We start from the raw sequence: 17,788 nt of genomic DNA, 5'->3' as shown, positions 1-17,788 counted from the left end.
CTAAGTTCGCTTCGTAGAACTTAGATCGTGAGCGCAGAACTAAGTTCGTCCCTGCGTGGTTGGCGTACCCCCTACTCAGGTCCTGAGCAGGGTTTCGGACAGTCTGTTCAGGAGGTGTGTGATGCGCGTTTCCGTGGTCGGAGCCGGTCTGGGGGGTCTGTGCTTGGCGCAGGGGCTGCGCGGTGCGGGGATCGAGGTCGACGTGTACGAGCGAGACCCAGCGATCACCGCACGATTTCAGGGGTACCGGCTCGTACTGGATCCGGTCGGATTCGAGGCGCTGCGTAGCTGTCTGCCACAGCATTGGCACCCGCTGCTGGACGCGGTCGTCAGTGACGCCTACGTTGAGCGACTGGCCCTGGACGCCCAGCTGAACACGATCGGCGAACTCGGCCCTGCACGGAGCGGGATCGTGGTGGACCGGCAAGTACTCCGGCACCTGCTGCTGACCGGACTCACTGTGCACACCGGGGCCGCGCTGACCGGTTACGACGTGTTGGACAACGGCAGGGTCGAAGCCCGGTTCGCGCAATGCGATCCGACAACCGCTGATCTGCTCGTCGGGGCGGACGGGGTCGGCTCCGCGGTTCGCCAGGTGCTGACGCCGCAGACCAACCCGAGGGACACCGGCGTCCGGTTCGTCATCGGCCGCACGCCGCTAACGGAGCAGTTCGCCGGTCTGTCCCGGGCCTACGGCGGGAAGATCGTCGGGGGCGGAGTGAGTCTGTTGCTCGGGGCGATGCGGTTCCCCATTCCGCCGAAGGAAGCGGCGGAGAAACTGGCACCCGAGGTAACGCTCCCTGACATCCATGACTACGTGCGCTGGGCCATGATCCTCCCGCCGAACGGCTCTCTCGGCACCTTGACCGCGCAGGAGGCCGCGCTGTCCAGGATGAACGGTTGGCACCCGGACCTGCAGGCGCTCATCGAACAGGCCGACCCGGACAACAGCACCCTGCTGTCCATCGGGGTGGTCGAGCCAGGTGAGCGCTGGGCGCCCGGTCCGGTCACGCTGCTCGGTGACGCTATCCACGCCACCTCTCCAACCGGCGGCAATGGTGCGAACACCGCCCTGCGCGATGCCGCCCTGCTGGGCCGCTGCCTCATTGAGGCCGCCGAGGGCCGTCAAGATCTTCTCACCGCAGTCGACAGCTACGAGCGGCAGATGTTCGAGTACGGGGGCGAGGCCGTGCGCCACAGCCTCGCCGCGCTGCCCGCCTTCGTCCCGAACCCGGAACGACCCGAGCCGGCATAGGTTCAGAACCTCCCAGCCACGTCCTCAAGGCCCGAACGGCACGTTTCCGGCGTGTTCCGGCCGGCCTCCTTGTAGGTGGCCGCCAGCCTCCGAGATGCTCCGCCCCGTACGTGGCACCGGGCACATCCTCGACGTGCTCGACGTCCTCCACCGCGACCAACTCGCCCTGCGCATCCACGACGGCGCGTTCTCCGCGATGGACCGCACCGCACGCCACCCGCGCACCGGAGAGCTGCCGTCGGGTTGCTCCGCCGCCCGGCGCGCGAAGCGCGGGCCACCTGGGAGGCTCCGCATGGCCTCCGCCTTTTGGCCGCATGCTGCCGAGTCGGTGCCCTTCGCCGTTGCCTGCTGGCTACGCGAAGCACTCTTCGAGCTCGGCGGCGAGGGCCGGATCGGGACGGGGTACATGGCCGTAGTCCTCATCGGCGTATGCGTCCTACGCCGGGGGCTTGGGCGCTGGAGCCGACTGATGGATGAACTCGCTGATGAAGGCGGCCAGTTCGGCAATCGCCGCGTGGGCGGGGGGCTCGCTCCAGACCAGGTGGAGCGGAAGGGCGGGGGCGTCGGCGAGCGAGCGGTAGACGACCCCGGGGTAGGGGTGCACCTCGGCGGTGGCGGCGCTGCTCACGCCGACGCCTCGCCCGGCGGCGATGGCGGCCAGCCAGTCGTCGGTGTTGGCCACGTCCCAGGTGGAGGCCGGGCGGGCAGCGTCGGGCCACAGCTGGGGTGTGGTGGTGCCGGAGACGGTGTTCAGCACGACCGTGTGCCCCGTCAGGTCGGCGAGGACCAGGTTGGCACGTGCGCTCAGGTCGCTGTCCGCCGGAACGGCGGCGACGCGCGGCTCGTACGACAGCAGGGCGCTGGAGACACCGGGGATGGTCAGGGGGCCTCGCAGCAGCGCGGCGTCCACGCGCCCGTGGGCCAGGCCCGCGGTGCCGTCGTCGATGCGCAGCAGGTCCAGCGGCGTTCGGGGGTGGGCCTGCTGCCAGCGGCGCAACACGGTGGAGGTGTGGCGGCCCAGGGCCGACCAGGTGTGCCCCACGCGCAGCGGCCAGACCTCGGTGCGGCCGGGGTCGAGGGCGGCGTCGACGGCGGCCACGGCGGCGGCGACCCGGACGCGGAACGCCCGTCCCGCGTCGGTCAGCTGCAGGTGGTGAGTGGAGCGGTCGATGAGCCGGACACCGAGGTGCTCCTCCAGCGCTCTCAGCGTGCGGGAGAGAGCGGGTTGGCTGATGTGCAGGCGGGCGGCGGCGCGCGTGATACCGCCTTCTTCGGCGATGGCGAGGAAGGCCCGCAGGTGCCGTAGCTCCATGGTCATACCTTGGAAGCATAATCGCGGGTGGATCGGCATTTCCCAGGTCACTCACCCGTCCGTAGCGTCGATCGCATGACCGCCACACCCTCCTCCGCTCCCTCCTCCGCTCCCTTGGCCGCCTATACAGCCGCCAGGTCCGTGCCGCCCGTGCAGGGGCCCCGCGGCCGGCCGGTCGGCGGCCCGGTGCTGGGAACCGGCCTGGTTCTGGGCGGCCTGCTGGCCCAGGAGTTCGGCGCCGCGGTGGCCGCTTCCCTGTTCCCCCGGGCCGGCGCCCTGGGCATCGTCGCGTTGCGCCTGACCGTCTCCGCGGTGCTGCTGCTGGCGGTGTGCCGGCCCGGGGTGCGCGGCCACCGGCGCGCCGACTGGGCGGTGATCGTCGCCTTCGGTGTCGCCCTGGCCGGCATGAACACCCTCTTCTATCAGGCCATCGCCCGCCTTCCGCTGGGAGCGGCGGTCACGTTGGAAGTGCTCGGCCCGCTCGTACTGTCCGTGGTCACCGCCCGCCGTGCCACCGGCTGGCTGTGGGCCGCGCTGGCTCTGGGCGGCGTGGCACTGCTCGGTCGCGGCGGTCTGGACAGCCTGGACGGCGCCGGCGTCGGCTTCGCCCTGGGCGCCGCCGCCCTGTGGGCGGCCTACATCCTGCTGTCCGCCCGCACCGGCGCCCGCTTCCCCAGGGCTGACGGCCTCGCCCTGGCGATGGTGGTCGGAGCAGTCCTCAGCCTCCCGGCGGGTCTCGCCGACGCCGGGGGCCGGCTGCTCGATCCGGTCACCCTCGGCCTGGGCGCGGTGGTCGCGGTGCTCTCCTCCGCCCTGCCCTACACCTTGGAGCTGCTGGCGCTGCGCCGACTGGCTGCCGCCACCTTTGCCGTCCTGATGAGCCTGGCCCCGGCCGTCGCCGCCCTGGCCGGCTACCTCGTCCTGAACCAGGGCCTGGCCGGCATCGACCTCATCGCCATCACCCTGGTGGTGACGGCGAGCGCCGGAGCCGTGCGCGCCTCCGGGCGGTGACCGACATGGCGCGATCATCTCGTGACCTCGAGCCCGTATAGCTGTCCTCCCGTCACTCGCTGAGGAAGATCGGCCCGTGGCAGTGGCGCCGGACGTCCTCTCCGCGTGAACGCCAGCCGCTGGACGAAAAGGACCGGGCACTGAGCGCTGGCTCCTGATCAGGATCGGCTCGGAGCGTCCAGACGTTCCGTTGGCCCACCGAAAGGCAGGACGAGGACGCGTGTCGCCATAAGCCAGGTGCCGTCGATCTTGCGAAAGGTGTCCTCGTAGTGGCCGATGTTCGCCGGCAGCCGGGGCGGAACAAGCGCATCCTCGGTATATCCGTCGACTCGATAGGTGGCGAAGTAGGTCGTCGCTTCGGCGGTATCCAGCGAGTCGACGGTAACCAGGATGTTCGTGCACATTCGCCGGGATAAGCGGTCCACCGGCCGAGACCCGAAGTAGGCACGCAGCGCATCGCGGCCTTCGATCCGTCGCCCGTCATACGGCCACTCCCAGACGCCGTCTGGGGTGAAGAGGTCGCAGACCGTACTCGGATCGCCCAGGTCGAGCCGACGCACAAGTTCCAAGACCAAGCGCTCACAGGCACGTTCCGCGAGAAGACGCTCAACTGGATCGAGGTCGTGAGTAGTCATCTCCACTTCCTACCAGCCCAGTCGGAACGCTCACGACTCCTTTTCAACGCTTCGGCGAGGGGCAAGCCGCTCCGTGCCGGGGACCGCGGAGCCGTGGGGTGAAGCAGGTGCGCGGGACACCACGTTCAAAGACACCCAGTGGCTCTGCCGCTATGTCCTCGGTGCCGCCGACCGGATCCGACCAGACCGCAACCCCGGTCGCAGCCGAGATCCAGAGCCTGCTCCTGGACGCATGGCTCCCCCGGGGCCCCATCATTGGAAGCGCAGGACGCCTCCCGCGACCGGGTGGTTCCGGCCCACGTCGTACGCGAACTCCATGGGCTGACCCCCACCCCGCGAGCAGATCGTCCTGCCCAAGGAGCCCTCGACGCGACTCTCACCGCACGCGGCAGCGGCCGAAGTCAGCCAGCCGTCTTTACCTTGGTCGCCTTGGCGACCTCGCACGTCTTGGGCATCGCAGCGGAGTCGCCCCTCCACGCGGCGGACGCGAGCGCGCTCTTCATGGCTCCGGCTTGGACGGGCTGCTTGGTGAGGGTGGTGTAGACCGCCTGGCCGGGGTGTGCGGAGTTCAGGAAACGGACCTTGACGGTGTAGGCGTAGTCCGCCGCGCCGTTGGCGTTGTCGAGTTGGACGACCGCGAACAGCTTGGACGCGTCGCGCAGCTGGCACGACTTGATACTGACCTCGACCTTGGATGTGACGGCTTGGGCGGTGCCGGATCCGCCGGCCGGCCCGCCCGCCGTGGCGGACGGCGACGACGTGGTCTTCGAACCCGGCGAGCCGCTGTTGCTCATGTCCTTCTTCCCTTCCTTCCCGGCGTCGGACGACGCATCATCCGGCCTGCCGCTGGAGCAGGCCGAGAGAACGAGGAGGGAGCAGGCAGCGAGCGCGCCGAAAGCGGCGACGCGAGGAAGGCGATGCATGGTGAAAGGTCCCCCGTCAGGACACAGATTCGCCGGGCGGACCGGCCGAGTCCGCTTCACGCTACACCCGCCGTCGTCGCCACGTGCCAAGCGGCTTAGGGATCACTGGGTGATCCAGGGGACGGTCGGAGCCTCCAACGGGTAGCAAGTGCTGTCCACTACAAGTGGCCGTGCGCTCGACCGGGGTGCCGACGGTCGCCGAGCAGCGCCTTCGACAGGGTGCTGCCGACGAGGGCAGGCGGTCCTGGCACTTCGGCCTGCCGGACTCAGTGGCTGGTGCCGCCGGCGGAGCGGGCGGAGGTCTGGCCGCCGCGCCGATGGGGGTGCTGCACGCCGTGGTCCTCGGTGCTGCACGGCATGGTCCTCGACCGGTACGGCCCCTACCGGTACCGCCGACCAGACCGAGGCGGCCACGGACCTACCTCCGGTCGTGGTGAGCGACCTCTCCGGTATCGCCAACGGATAGCCCACCTCACCGTGGCTCGCCCCTGGTGCGCCGGGCGGCGGTGACGGCCAGGAGAGCCAGGGCGAGGACCTGGATGACCACCACAACGGTGATCAGCACGGGGATGGAGTAGCCGTACAGACCGCCGGTCAGCGCACCACCCGCGAGGCTGGCGGCGCCGACGACGCCGGCGAAGATGCCGTCGCCCGGCGCCCGGAGGGGACCAGGTCGGCCACCATGGCGCGCAGGGTGGATTCCTGGATGCCCATGGCCGCACCCCACACCAGCGAACCGGCCGCCGCCAGCGCGACGGTGTTGGTGAAAGCCAGGCACGCGACCGCGGCGGTCAGCACCGGCAGGACCACCAGGACCCGGGGGCCGTGCCGGTCGGCCGACACCCCGATCGGTGGCTGATCGGCCACACTCCCCCGGGGCGCCATCGGCGCCCCGTACACCCGCTGTCTGGACCGCCCGGGCGGCTACCCCCAGCCAACCCATCACGGCAGGGACCAGGAAACACCCAGCATGAGCGACCAGATCCTCGTCACCGGCGCGACCGGACAGCTCGGCGCCGCAGCCATCGGCCACCCCCTCACCGAGGCAGCGCCCGGCCAGGTCGTCGCCCTCGTCCGCGACGCCGCCAAGGCCACCCCGCCCCAGGGCAAGGGCACCGAGATCCGCACCGGTTCCTAGGACGACACGGACGTGGACCGACGTCTGGGCCTACGGGGCGAACCCCGGCCCCGACGTGGCTGAGCGTGTCAACCAGGCGGTAGGGCTCGCTCTTGCCCAGAGTGTTTTGCGAGCGTGGGGATCGGCGGTTCTCCCAGTGCCTTGAACGAGACGAGACCGGCCTCGATGAGCTTGGCCGCACGGCGGACGTCGGCGGTCACCGCCTTATGCACCTGCTCAGGCGTGCGAACGCTCTCCAGGTGCTTTCCCAGACTCCGGAACTGGATGGGCCACAACCCGAGCAGAGCCGTTGCCGCGATCTGCGGCTCTGGATCATCAGGGCTCATCCCGGTGCGCCGGGCCAGCGCCTCGGCTGCGACGCCGATGAGCCGGTCGGTCATGTCGCGCTGATAGGCCCGCAGTGAGGGCGTGGACCGGATCAGCTCGCGGAAGCGCCTGATCATGGCGGCGGCCTGGGCCGGGTCGTCCTGTGCGGCGATCCAGGACGTCATGCCGTGCAACTCGTCGGACAGGACCCGCAGCACCGCGTCGACCGGGCAGTGGTCAGGGACGGCCAGGCCGGTGCGCAGGGCGGCCATCGTGGTCTCATCGAGGTCCAGGATGAGCGATTCCTTGGTGGGGAAGTAGTTGAAAACCGTCTTCTCCGAGACTCCGCACGCCTGGGCGATCTCCGCTACGCGAACGCCGTCGAAGCCGTGCTCCAGGAACATCTCGGTCGCGGTGTCCGTCAGGCGTTGCCGCATCAGACGCTTCTTCCGCTCCCGCAATCCCTCGGCCGCGGGCTCCCCGACCTGCCTGCGCCATCCCGTCCAGTCCACCGTGCTCACGCATGACAGCGTAGTCCAGCGACCAGATTATTACGGCTACAGTATATTTTCAGTTGCTGTAATTTTCTTCTCCTGCGAGACGTCCGCACTGCCCTGGGAGTCCCCATGAGCGCCATCCACATCGTCCACGACTACCCGCACTCCCCCACGAAGGTCTGGCGCGCCGTCACCGACCCGGCGCTCATCCCCCTGTGGACGGCGACCGGCGCCGGGGCACGACCGGAAGGGTTTGCCACCACCGTCGGCACCGAGTTCCAGTTCATCGCGGAGCCGAAGCCGGGCTGGAGCGGCATCGTCGACTGCGTCGTGCTGGAGGTGGACGAGCCGCGACTGCTGCGCTACTCATGGACCGACCACGGCGGCGGCGAAACCACCGAGGTCGCCTACCAGATAGAGCCCCATGCCGCAGGAACGCGCTTCACCTACGACCACACGGGCTTCACTGGAACCGGCGGGTTCTTCATGGCCCAGATCCTGGGCCACGTCCGGCGCAAGATGCTGCGCGTCGGCTTGCCCGCGGTACTCAACGACCTCGATGAGGCCGGCAGACTCCACCCCGACAGCGGCCCCGAGCGCGAGATCTGACGAGTGCCGACCACAGGGCGCACAACCGGCGGGGCGCCTTCCGGCTGCGTGAGGAGCGGGCGGGCCCGCCCGCCCTGGCTCGGCACCGTCCCCTCAGATCACCGCCACTTGATGGAGGACGCCTTGTCCTCCATCGCGCCCATATCCATGAGGGAGCGGTGCCACCCGGTCTGGGCCCCCTTGAATCCGTGGTCCTCGTACATGTTCGGCTCGCAGTTCGCGTAACCCTCGAAGGAGGAGATGCGGTCGTCCCACCACTCGTCGTAGTCGGCGATGTTGGAGCGCGAGTACTCGACGCCGGTGTCGTTGTCGCATCCGCGGTCGGCGACATCGATCCAGGTGCTTCCGCCTCGGTTCGGGTGTTGAAAGGAGGCGGAGAGCGGGATCGAGGTGACTCCGGGTACGGGTGACCCGTCCGGTTTCACCAGCGCGTTCAGGCGCCGCGTGAACGCCGGGTCCGCTGCTGCCGTGCGGGCGTCGAGAGGGGCGTCCGCCACCGCTCCGCTCGTCGCGTGGAGGATTGCGTTCCGGAAGGTGTCGTAGCAGGCAACGGCACCGGTCTTCACCTGCACGGTGCAGTTCCGGGCCGTTCCCGCTACGGAGCTGTCGGGCCCGGCTTGACCGGCTTGAGCAGACGGCGCCGCCCCTAACGGAAGTGCCAGCGCGGCGAAGGCGATGCCGGGTAATACGAGTCGTTCGCGGAGCTTCATCTGATCCCCCTGCGTCAGGTTTCGTTCGACCTCCTTCACTCTCATCGCTCCCGCCGCGTCGGTCCATGGCGGAGAGTGCACAGCACTTACGCCTGCGTCTACGAAGCCGGATAGGATGAGCTGTGATCGAGACGGTGTTCCGGGCCGATGGCGTATCCGCGGCAGACCGGTTCGACCTCTGGCGCGAGCACATGGTCAAGTCGCTGTGCCCGATGGACATGAGCAGTGACCACACCGCCGACTTCCGCGCGGACATGCGGCTGCTCCAGCTCGGCTCCGTATCGGTATGGCCGACAACCGTGCAGCCGGTCCGCTTCCGGCGGACCGTCAGGCTGATCCGGCGTTCCGATCCCGAGCTGTATCACCTCTCCCTTCCGCTTCAAGGCACCAACGGCATCGCCCATGTCGACTTGGAGACCATCCACGGCCCGTACGACATGCACATGGTGGACTCCTCGCGACCGTTCGACATCCATGTGCTCACCAGTCCGGCCCCCGTCCGGATGGTGGGGCTCGAGGTTCCCAAGGCACTGCTGCCCCTACCGCCACGTGCAGTCGACCGGCTGCTGGCCCGGAGGCTGCCGGCGCGTGAGGGCGTGGGCGCCCTGCTAGCCGGCTTCCTCACCCTTTTGGTCCAGGACACCGCGTCCTATGGCCCGGCCGATGGTCCCCGTCTGGAGAGAGTCTTGGTCGACCTGCTCTCCGCGGTACTGGCCCATCACGTCGACGCCGACGACACCCTCTCCCCCGATACCCAAAGGCGCATCCTGACGCTGCGGATACACGCGTTCATCCAGCAGCATCTGCACGACCCGGGGTTGGCCCCGTCCGCCATCGCCGCCGCGCACCAAATCTCCCTCAGCTATCTGCACCGCCTCTTCCGAACCGATGGCATCACCGTCTCGGCCTGGGTGCGCCGCCAGCGTCTGGAACGGGCCCGCCGCGACCTCGCCGATCCCGCCCTGCGGAACCTGTCCGCCCAGCGCATCGCGGCCCGATGGGGGTTCACCCACTACCCCCACTTCAGCCACGCCTTCCGCACCACCTATGGCCTCCCGCCCAGGGACTACCGGCGGCAAGGGGAAGTCACCGCCCCGGGGCCGCCGGGGCCTTAGGGTCCCATCCTGCCCTCGCTCAAGCCTCCACAGAGATCGCAAGGCAATTGCCCGCCTGGTCGGCCGCTGCCAGGAGGTGAGTGCGGCGCAGTGGTCTTCGCGGCAGCCGGTGGTCGAGGACGGCGGCATGCATGTGTGGCCATCCGGCTCCACGGCGATGGTCGCCGACCATTCGGCGGGACCGACGTCGTCGCCGGTGTGCGCGGCGGTCCCGCACCGGTACGCTGACCCCACGGGCGCGCGGCACCCACCTACACGATGCGCGAACCCTGGCCTTCGGTGCTCGGGGCGCGGGTGAGCAGGTCGGCGACGTGAGCGATCATCTGGCTCTCCTCACCGTTGCGGGCGGTTGTCGGATGGTAGGCGAGCACGAACCGGCGCCGCTGGTCGCGCGTGGAGAACGCGGCGTTCTTGTAGCCGTAGGTCTCGCCGGTCTTGCCCCAGAGGACGACGCCGTTCACGGTGGCCCGCTGCAGCCCGGTGCTGTAGCGGGCCGGAGAGCCGTCCAGCATCCGTACGTCACCCGGCGGCAGGGTGAACATCATCAGAAGCAGCTCCGGCGGGAGCAGTTCGCCGGAGAACAGCGCGGCGAGCATCCGGTCGAGGTCGCTCGTGGTGGAGATCATGTCGCCCTCGCCCCGGGCGGACGACTGGTCATAGACGGTGATGTCCCGCAGGCTGCCGTCGGCCATGGCCAGGTAGCCGTGCACGTGTCGGCCATGGACGCGTGGGTCGTTGCCCGGCACGACGGTGCGCACCAGGTCCAGTGGCCGCAGGATGCGGGCCGCGATGGCCTGCCCGTATGGGCGGCCGGTCACCTGGTCGACGATCAGTGCGGCCAGTACGTAGTTGATGCCGCGGTACTCCTGCCGGGTGCCCGGGGCGAACTTCAGCGGGCCCTGCGTCGCCGTCGCCATCCACTCCTGCGGCGTCCAGTGATCGAAGCGGTGGCGCAACACCTCCTCCGGGGTCTTCGGCTCGGGGATACCGACGTGGTCGGGCAGTCCACTGGTGTGGTTCAACAGGTGCGCCACGGTGACGGCGGCGAACCGGGCCGGCAGCAGCTCCGGCAGGATGCGTCGCACCGGCGTGTCCAGGTCGACCCGGCCCTCGGCCACCAACTGCAGCACCACCGTGGCGACGAAGACCTTGGTGATGCTGCCGATCCGGACCTTGTCCCGCGGCGTCACCGGCCGCCGCGTCCCGATGTCGGCCACGCCCGAGGTGCCGCGCCAGCATCCGGCCGTGCCGCCGACTCGCAGTTGCGCCGCGGTTGACGGCGGGTGCTCGAGGTCGTCGATCGCCGCCTGTAGCGCGGTGTGGTCCAGCGGCGGGAGCGGCACGGCCGAGGCGGCGGCGCGGCGGGCGGGCAGCGCCACGGTGGCGGCCAGCGCGGCCGTCCCCGCCAGGGCGGCGCCCGCGAAGGCCCTTCGTGACATGCGCGTTGAGGTCATGCTCCACACGCTGTCAGCGGGCACGTGCCCGAGCATCAGGGTTCGCCCCGGAGTGATCCCCGATCAACTCCCCCGGCCGGTCCCGCGTGCGGATCACCTCCTCGGTACCCAGCACATTCGGAAGACGCCGCAGACCGGGGCCGCCGGGTGAACATCCGGGTGTCGCGGCGGGCTGGGTGTCGCGGCGGGCGCAGCGCGCCTCCGCCCGACCTCGCCGATGTCCCCCATCGAGGCGGGCGGGTCGATCATGGCGTAAATGTCCCTGGACCAGCGGCTGAACGCCTCTACAGGGTCACCGTCGTTTCTGGGCCCATGGGCTTCCCCACGGCACCCGCCGCGCCGCCCTGGCGGAAGCGTCCGCTTTCCGTCAGCCCGCTCTACCGTCGCTCGTTGGGCTTCTCCGTCCACGAGGCGCTGGTGACCAGGGCTTCAGCAGATGGTGATCCTGAGGCTCATCGCTGTTCACGAGGGCCAGCAGCAATATGACCGCCTGTGCTCGTGAGGGTGGTGGGTCGTGCGGGTGGTGGGGATCAGTGGGCCTTGTCAGCCGGCCCGCGGAGTGAGGGTGGTGCGGTCGAACGGGCCGCCGTGCGCGGCGGCGTACGCGATGGCGTCGTTGACGGCATCGAGGTCGAACGACCGGACCCGTTCGGGGGCGAGATCCAGAGCGCCCGAGGCGAGGAGCCGGATGATGCCGACGTTGGCTGTGCGCGGGTACATCCACTGCCCACGCACGGTGATCGAGTTGCGCATGATCCATGGGTACGGGAGTGCGAGGTCGTCGCCACCGAGCATGCCGACGCCGCCCATGAGGACGACGCGGCCGTACTCGCGCACGGTCATGGCCGCCGTGCGCGACGCCGAGCTGGGTGCGCTCGGCGGGAGCAGGTCGATCACCATGTCGATCGGGCCGTCGGCCGCCGCGGACATCGCCGCGCGGTCGGTGTCCTCGTCTTCGGTCAGCGGAACCGGGCGCAGACGCGGACCGAACCGGTCGGCGAGGAGGTCGAGCGCGGCCTGGTTGCGGCCCGGGGCGACCACGCGGCCCGCTCCCATCGCGAGCGCGACCGCGACCGCGCTGCTGCCGAGGTTGCCGGTGGCCCCGCTGACGAGCAGCGTCTCGCCGGCTGCCAGCCCGCCTGCCAGCAGCCCGCCGTAGGAGATGGCGTGCACGGTGAGTGCGGCCCATCGGGCCGGATCGTCCCCTGCCACGGTGGGCAGCGGGAAGACGTTCTCCGTCGGGACCCGCATAAGCTCGGCGAACGCGCCGTCGTGCATGTACTCGGCGAGCCGCGCGCCGCCCTCCCCGCGCGAGCTCCAGCCCTGGAGCGTGATGTCAGGCGTCAGGGCGTCGTCCCGCGAGCGCACCGTCGAGTCGCACCACACCAGGTCGCCGATCCGCAGCCGGGTGGCGTCCGGGCCGACGTGGACGATCCGCCCCACCGCGCCAACACCGGGCACGACAGGAGGGACAAGGGGGTACTTCCGCTTGCCACCGAAGACTTCGGCCGCGTAGGGCGCCACGCTGGCGGCGAGGACCTCGACCACCACCTCACCGCCCCCGGCCTCGGGGTCGGGCACCTCCCGCACCGTGAGCGGGGCGCCGAACTCCGTCAGAACTGCTGCTCGCACGTGATGACCTCCGTGTTCGTCCGTGCTCGTGGGATCGACACTAGGAGCTGGGTGGGCATGCGGGAAGCGATGATCTGGCATCTGTGGTATGCGTAGGCCGCATGGACATCTCCAGCGCGGGACTGCGGGTCCTGCGGCAGATCGCTGAGTCGGGCAGCTTCACCGCGGCAGCGGCCCGACTCGGCTACACGCAGTCGGCCGTCTCACGCCAGGCCGCCGCCCTCGAACGCAGCGTGGGCACCACCCTGTTCGAGCGCCGCACGGACGGGGTACGGCTCACCGCCTCCGGCTTGACCCTGCTGCGGCACGCCCACACGGTCCTGGCCTCGCTCGCAGCGGCCGAGCGCGAGCTCACCGGCACCGTCCCGCGGACCGAACTGGTGCGGCTCGGGGTGCTCCTGAGCGCGGGCGCGGCGATCCTGCCCGCCGCGCTCGCACACCTCGCGGCGGCCGGCCCGCAGATCACGGTCACCACCAGCGAGGGCACCACGCCCACCCTGGTCCGGGCGCTGCGCGCGGGCTCGCTCGACCTCGCCGTGCTGACGTCCCGCCCACCCCACCGGCCCTTCGACGGCGACTCGCCGCGCCTGCACGTCGAGACCGTCGCGGACACCGAACTGGTCGTGGCGGTGCCGTCGACCGGAGAGTTCGCCGGACGCACCACGGTGCACGTCGACGAACTGGTCGACGCCGCGTGGATCGCCACCCCGTCATCGAGCTCCGAGCCGCTGCTCGGCGTCTGGCCCGGCCTGCCCGGACGGCCGCGCATCGTCCACTCCGCGCGCGACTGGCTGACGAAACTCCATCTGGTCGCCGGCGGCTTCGGTGTGACGACGGTGCCGTCCCGGCTCTCACCGGTGCTGCCGCCCGGGGTGAGCCTGCTGCGCGTCGACGGCGCACCCACCGAGATCCGCCGGGTGCTCGTGGCGCGGCTCCCCGGCCACCCCGGCCCGGCGATCACGGCCGTCACCCGAGCGATCACTTCGGCCGCCTGAACCGCCGCCGCCGGCAGCCAGTCGGACTACAAGCGCCGCAGCAGCCGGTGCATCGCCTCCGCGGACTCGGTCATGGCGGCCAACGAGCAGGACTCATCGGTGGCATGGGCCTGGTCCGGGTCGCCCGGTCCGTACACCACCACCGCAGGATCGCCGAGCCGGCCGGTCAGCACCGAGGCGTCGGTGAAGTAGGTCGCGTACTCGGCCGGGCGGACCGAGGAGCCGGGGGCCAGGATCTCCCGCGCGGCGACGGCAGCCGATGGGTCGGTGGCGACGCCGGGCAGGTCCAGCAGCTGTTCGAGGTCGATGCCGTCGCCGCACAGCCGGGCGATCTCCGCGATCGCCTCGTCCCGTCCGAAGCCGGGAACGGTGCGCACGTCCAGCCGCATCTCGGCGCGGTCCGGCACCAGGTTGGGCTGCTCGCCCGCGTGGAACGTGCCGATGTTGACCGTGGCCGGGCCGTGGGTCGGGCTCACCGGCCAGTCACCGTGCCCGTGGATCCTGCTCGCCGCGGCGGCGAGCGCGGCGATCGCGTTGCGGCCCAGCTCCGGGCGGGAGCCGTGCGCGGAGACGCCACGGGCCGTCGCGGCGAGCCACAGCACGCCCTTGTGGCCGAGGACGGTCCGGTTGCCGGTCGGCTCGGCCACGATGAGCAGGTCGGTGGGGGTGAGTGACGCCGTGTCGATCTCCCCGGCCCCCTGGCAGCCGGTCTCCTCGCCGAAGGTGAAGATCAGCTGGACGGCGGTGTCCCGCGGGCTTTCCCGGGCGGCCCGTATCGCCGCCTCGACCTGGCAGGCCACGCCCGCTTTCATGTCGCTGCTGCCGCGGCCGAGCAGCCGGCCGTCGCGCAGCTCCCCGCTCATCGGGTCGAACGACCAGCCCGACGGGTCGGCGGGCACGGTGTCCAGGTGTCCGGTGAAGGTGACCGGCACCCGTGGTACCGCGGGCCCGAACCGGGCGATGACGTTGGCCCGGCCGGGGATCGGCTCCTCGACCCGGACGTCGAACCCCGCGCCGTCCAGCCGGTCCGCCACCAGTGCGGCGGCCGGTGCCTCCCAGCCGCCCCGGGTGTCGATCCGCACCAGCCGCCGCGCGAGGTCCGTCGCACCGCGCCAGGTGTCCGCGTCGTCCATCGGAGGTCCTCCTGAGGTTGTGGTGAGTCGCCGTCATACGCGGTCCGGGGGCGCTTGCGTGGCCCGGGTGCTGTCGCGCACCACCAGGGTCGGCACGAGTGAGATACGCGCGTGCGGACCGCGCTCGGCGTCCTTGGCCAGGCTCGCCGCGGCCAGCAGCCGTACCGCCTCCGCGGCGATCCGGTCGCGGGGCTGATGGACCGTGGTCAGGGCCGGTTCGGCCAGCCGGGAGAACTCGATGTCGTCGTAGCCGGTCACCTGCACCTGCTGGGGCACCGCGAAACCGTGGGCCCGGCAGGCGCGGGTGGCCCCGAGCGCGATCAGGTCATCGGCGCATACGAGCGCGTCCGGAAGGCCGCCCTCCGCGATCAGCCGGGCCACGGCGGCCTCGCCCCACTCCACGCTGTAGTCCCCGAGCAGCACCTGGTCCGGCTTCACCTCGATGCCCAGCTCCTCGGCGCGCCGCCGGAACCCGGCGAACCGCTGCTCGGTCGAGGAGTGCGTCATCAGCGAGCCGATGAAGGCCGCCGACCGCGCCCCGCCGTCGTGGAGGTGGTCCATGACCTGCCGCATCGCGGCGACGTCGTCGACGCCCACCCAGTCGGTGGTGGTGCCGTCGACGAATCGGTCGAGCTGGACGAGCGGCAGCCGGTCCGCGGTCTGCTGCACGGCGGGCCGGCTGTCGACGCCGTGGCTCGGGCTGACGATGATGCCGTCGACGTTGCGCGCGGCGAGCGAGGCCAGCCGGCGCGCCTCGATCCGCGGGTCGGAGCGCGCGTCGCACAGGAACAGCTCCTTGCCCTCCTTGCCCAGGGCGTGCTCCACGCTCTCCACCAGCGAGGTGAAGAACGGGTTGGTGATGCTGGGCACGACCATCCCCACGGTGTCGGTACGACTGTTGCGCAGCGCCCTGGCGATGACATTGACCTGGTAGCCCAGGTCGTCGGCGGCGCGGCGGACCTTGCGTTCGACCGCGGCCGAGACCTGGCCCCGGCGGGAGAGCACCCGCGACACGGTGGCGGTGGAGACACCGGCCCGCTCGGCGACCTGAGCGATCGTGACCCGTTGCAATCGATTACCTTCCTGCCGGGAAACGTGGCGGTCACATGGCTTCAACACCGATGCGACCTAGCGCATTGAATCAGCATAGAGCCTTGACACGGCACCTGACCCCTGCCTACGGTCCTCCGCAACTCAGCTGTAATCGATTGCATCGAGGTGGCGCGATGACGACATCCGGGAGCATGAGCGACCTCGGGGTGTTCCCGTCCCGGCCGAGCGCGATCAAGGTGTTGTTCGGCACCCCGAAGGTCGTCATCGGCGTGGTGCACCTGCCGCCGCTGCCCGGCAGCCCGCATTACGAGGGCGTCCCGCTGGACGAGATCTGCGCCTTCGCGGTCGAGGAGGCGCGGGCCTATCTGGAGGGCGGCTGCCACGGGCTGATCGTGGAGAACCACTGGGACATCCCGTTCCTCAAACCGGGCGAACACGGTTATGAGACGTCGGCGGCGATGGCCGTGGTGACCGACCGGGTGCGGCACGCCGTGCTGGAGGGCGCCGGCGGCAGGCTCGGGGTCAGCGTGCTGTCCAACGCCGCCGAGTGCGCCATCGCCTCCGCCTGGTCCGGCGGCGGAGGATTCGTACGGGTCAACCAGTGGGCCAATGCCTATGTCGCCAACGAGGGCATCATCGAGGGCCAGTCGGCACACGCCAGCCGCTACCGCAGCCGGATCGGCGCCGGCCCGGTCAAGGTCTTCGCCGATGTACACGTCAAGCACGGTTCGCATGCCATCGTCGCCGACCGCACACTGGCCGAACAGACCGAGGACGCCGAGTTCTTCGGCGCCGATGTGCTGATCGCCACCGGCTCCCGGACCGGGGACGCCGCCTCGCTGGAGGAGGTCGAGGGCATCTCCGCCCACACCACCCTGCCGGTGGTGATCGGCTCCGGGATCACCGCGGGCAACATCGGTGGCCTGCTGCCGGCCTGCGACGGAGTGATCGTCGCCTCCTCGGTGAAGGACAACGGCCGCTGGTGGGGCCGGGTCGACCGGGCCAAGGTCCGCGAGCTGACCACCGCGGCGGCCAAGGCCGGAGTGGTGCTCCCGTGATCGTCTTCTGCGGGTACGCCAACATCGACCTGACCGTCGGTGTGCCGGCGCTGCCCGCTCCGGGTGACCGCGTGCAGGCGACCGCCATCCGCCACGGCCACGGCGGGATGGCCGCCAACGCCTCGGCGGCCGCGGCCCGGACGGGGGCCGACGCGTGGTTCGCCGGTGTGGTCGGACCGGAGCCGCGGAGCACGGCGTTCCTCTCCGCACTCGCCGCCGACGGGGTCCGCACCGACTGGACCGCCCGCACCGGCACCCTCACCACCGCCGTCGTGCTGCTCACCCCGGACGGCGAACGCGCCGTCATCAGCCAGGACGACGAGCTGGACGCCCGGCACATCATCCGCACGGTACGGGCCGCGCGCGAGGCCGGGGCCGACTGGCTCTACCTCGACGGCTACCGCTTCCCCGAGGCCGCCGCCGCGCTGGCCGAGGCCGCCGCCGACGCCCCGCCCGGGACGGCCGGACCGGGCCTGGTGGTGGACCTCGACGGCTGCGACCAGGCGGAGGCGATGCGCAGCGCACTGTCCGCGGCCGATCACGCCGTCGTCGGCCGGCCACTGGCCGTCGCGCTGCTGGGCGGGGAACCGGCCCTGGTCCGGGCCGCCGCCGACATGGACGTCCATCTGGTCGTGACCGACGGTTCGCGCGGCTGGACCCTGCTGACCCCGGCCGGTGAACGCCACGACGGTCCGGCGATCGAGGTGGACACCGTCGACGCCACCGGGGCCGGAGACTGCTTCACCGGCGCATACTGCGCCGAACTGGACCGAGGCCGGTCCCCGCTGGAGGCGGCGCGCTTCGCCGCCGTCGCCGCCGGCCTGTCCTGTACCCGGCCCGGCGCCCGTGACGGGCTGCCCGACCGGCGGGCCGTCGACTCCTGGCTCGCGGCCCACCCCACTCCCGGAACCCCCGAAACCCCGGAGCCGACCCGCACCCAGTAGGACAAGGA

General features: G+C 71.0%; 18 protein-coding genes. 8 read left to right on the top strand and 10 right to left on the bottom strand.

Going from position 1 to position 17,788, the window contains the following annotated elements:
• Positions 1–121 precede the first annotated feature (121 nt).
• Positions 122–1,255 carry an FAD-dependent oxidoreductase gene (locus IEJ02_RS34210; RefSeq protein ID WP_191068387.1) on the top strand — a complete coding sequence of 378 codons (1,134 nt, stop codon included), beginning with the start codon at positions 122–124 and terminating at the stop codon, positions 1,253–1,255.
• A gap of 436 nt (positions 1,256–1,691) precedes the next feature.
• Here the strand turns inward: IEJ02_RS34210 and IEJ02_RS34205 are convergent, their stop codons facing one another.
• Positions 1,692–2,573, bottom strand: a complete 882-nt coding sequence (locus IEJ02_RS34205) for a LysR family transcriptional regulator (protein ID WP_223864938.1) — start codon at positions 2,571–2,573, stop codon at positions 1,692–1,694.
• Positions 2,574–2,642: 69 nt separating this feature from the next.
• Here IEJ02_RS34205 and IEJ02_RS34200 point away from each other — a divergent pair, with 69 nt between their 5' ends.
• Positions 2,643–3,578, top strand: a complete 936-nt coding sequence (locus IEJ02_RS34200; RefSeq protein ID WP_191068386.1) for an EamA family transporter — start codon at positions 2,643–2,645, stop codon at positions 3,576–3,578.
• Positions 3,579–3,736: 158 nt separating this feature from the next.
• Here the strand turns inward: IEJ02_RS34200 and IEJ02_RS34195 are convergent, their stop codons facing one another.
• From IEJ02_RS34195 to IEJ02_RS34185, 3 genes are all read right to left on the bottom strand, one after another.
• Entirely contained in the window at positions 3,737–4,213 is a 477-nt protein-coding gene (locus IEJ02_RS34195) for a nuclear transport factor 2 family protein (protein ID WP_191068385.1), read from the bottom strand.
• Between the two features lie 401 nt (positions 4,214–4,614).
• Positions 4,615–5,007, bottom strand: coding sequence for a hypothetical protein (locus IEJ02_RS34190; protein ID WP_223864937.1), 393 nt, complete (start codon positions 5,005–5,007; stop codon positions 4,615–4,617).
• A gap of 723 nt (positions 5,008–5,730) precedes the next feature.
• Positions 5,731–6,003 carry an MFS transporter gene (locus tag IEJ02_RS34185; protein WP_191068383.1) on the bottom strand — a complete coding sequence of 91 codons (273 nt, stop codon included), beginning with the start codon at positions 6,001–6,003 and terminating at the stop codon, positions 5,731–5,733.
• Between the two features lie 103 nt (positions 6,004–6,106).
• On the opposite strand from IEJ02_RS34185, the gene IEJ02_RS34180 reads away from it, so the two are divergent.
• A complete protein-coding gene (locus IEJ02_RS34180) occupies positions 6,107–6,274 on the top strand; it encodes a hypothetical protein (protein ID WP_191068382.1) in 168 nt (55 codons plus the stop codon).
• Positions 6,275–6,342: 68 nt separating this feature from the next.
• Here the strand turns inward: IEJ02_RS34180 and IEJ02_RS34175 are convergent, their stop codons facing one another.
• The gene (locus IEJ02_RS34175) at positions 6,343–7,101 is read right to left on the bottom strand and encodes a TetR/AcrR family transcriptional regulator (RefSeq protein WP_317985994.1); all 759 of its coding nucleotides are present in this window, start codon (positions 7,099–7,101) and stop codon (positions 6,343–6,345) included.
• Positions 7,102–7,206: 105 nt separating this feature from the next.
• Here IEJ02_RS34175 and IEJ02_RS34170 point away from each other — a divergent pair, with 105 nt between their 5' ends.
• Entirely contained in the window at positions 7,207–7,686 is a 480-nt protein-coding gene (locus IEJ02_RS34170; RefSeq protein WP_191068381.1) for an SRPBCC family protein, read from the top strand.
• Between the two features lie 98 nt (positions 7,687–7,784).
• Here the strand turns inward: IEJ02_RS34170 and IEJ02_RS34165 are convergent, their stop codons facing one another.
• Positions 7,785–8,258: a hypothetical protein gene (locus IEJ02_RS34165; RefSeq protein WP_223864936.1), complete on the bottom strand. Its 474-nt coding sequence runs from the start codon at positions 8,256–8,258 to the stop codon at positions 7,785–7,787.
• A 260-nt stretch (positions 8,259–8,518) separates the two neighbouring features.
• Between IEJ02_RS34165 and IEJ02_RS34160 the strand changes: the two genes are divergently transcribed.
• Entirely contained in the window at positions 8,519–9,511 is a 993-nt protein-coding gene (locus tag IEJ02_RS34160; protein ID WP_317985993.1) for an AraC-like ligand-binding domain-containing protein, read from the top strand.
• A 251-nt stretch (positions 9,512–9,762) separates the two neighbouring features.
• Here the strand turns inward: IEJ02_RS34160 and IEJ02_RS34155 are convergent, their stop codons facing one another.
• Together IEJ02_RS34155 and IEJ02_RS34150 are read right to left on the bottom strand one after the other, a co-directional pair.
• The gene (locus IEJ02_RS34155) at positions 9,763–10,965 is read right to left on the bottom strand and encodes a serine hydrolase domain-containing protein (RefSeq protein ID WP_191068379.1); all 1,203 of its coding nucleotides are present in this window, start codon (positions 10,963–10,965) and stop codon (positions 9,763–9,765) included.
• A 543-nt stretch (positions 10,966–11,508) separates the two neighbouring features.
• Positions 11,509–12,597 carry an alcohol dehydrogenase catalytic domain-containing protein gene (locus tag IEJ02_RS34150; protein WP_191068378.1) on the bottom strand — a complete coding sequence of 363 codons (1,089 nt, stop codon included), beginning with the start codon at positions 12,595–12,597 and terminating at the stop codon, positions 11,509–11,511.
• 101 nt (positions 12,598–12,698) lie between these two features.
• On the opposite strand from IEJ02_RS34150, the gene IEJ02_RS34145 reads away from it, so the two are divergent.
• Positions 12,699–13,592 (top strand): LysR family transcriptional regulator, encoded by an 894-nt coding sequence (locus IEJ02_RS34145; protein WP_191068377.1) that lies wholly within the window; start codon positions 12,699–12,701, stop codon positions 13,590–13,592.
• 26 nt (positions 13,593–13,618) lie between these two features.
• Here IEJ02_RS34145 and IEJ02_RS34140 read toward each other — a convergent pair whose 3' ends face one another.
• Together IEJ02_RS34140 and IEJ02_RS34135 are read right to left on the bottom strand one after the other, a co-directional pair.
• Positions 13,619–14,725 carry a M20 family metallopeptidase gene (locus tag IEJ02_RS34140; protein ID WP_191068376.1) on the bottom strand — a complete coding sequence of 369 codons (1,107 nt, stop codon included), beginning with the start codon at positions 14,723–14,725 and terminating at the stop codon, positions 13,619–13,621.
• Between the two features lie 33 nt (positions 14,726–14,758).
• Positions 14,759–15,796, bottom strand: coding sequence for a LacI family DNA-binding transcriptional regulator (locus IEJ02_RS34135; protein WP_191068375.1), 1,038 nt, complete (start codon positions 15,794–15,796; stop codon positions 14,759–14,761).
• A gap of 155 nt (positions 15,797–15,951) precedes the next feature.
• Here IEJ02_RS34135 and IEJ02_RS34130 point away from each other — a divergent pair, with 155 nt between their 5' ends.
• Both IEJ02_RS34130 and IEJ02_RS34125 read left to right on the top strand, forming a co-directional pair.
• A complete protein-coding gene (locus tag IEJ02_RS34130; protein ID WP_223864935.1) occupies positions 15,952–16,836 on the top strand; it encodes a BtpA/SgcQ family protein in 885 nt (294 codons plus the stop codon).
• Positions 16,833–17,780 carry a carbohydrate kinase family protein gene (locus IEJ02_RS34125; RefSeq protein WP_191068374.1) on the top strand — a complete coding sequence of 316 codons (948 nt, stop codon included), beginning with the start codon at positions 16,833–16,835 and terminating at the stop codon, positions 17,778–17,780. Before IEJ02_RS34130 ends, IEJ02_RS34125 begins: the two co-directional genes overlap by 4 nt.
• Positions 17,781–17,788: the final 8 nt, after the last annotated feature.

The sequence above is a fragment of the Streptomyces sp. 5-10 genome, assembly GCF_014712245.1.
GTDB classification, from domain to species: Bacteria; Actinomycetota; Actinomycetes; order Streptomycetales; family Streptomycetaceae; genus Streptomyces; species Streptomyces violaceusniger.
Note: the sequence above shows the minus strand (reverse complement) of the source record. Positions and strands in the feature narration are given on the sequence as shown.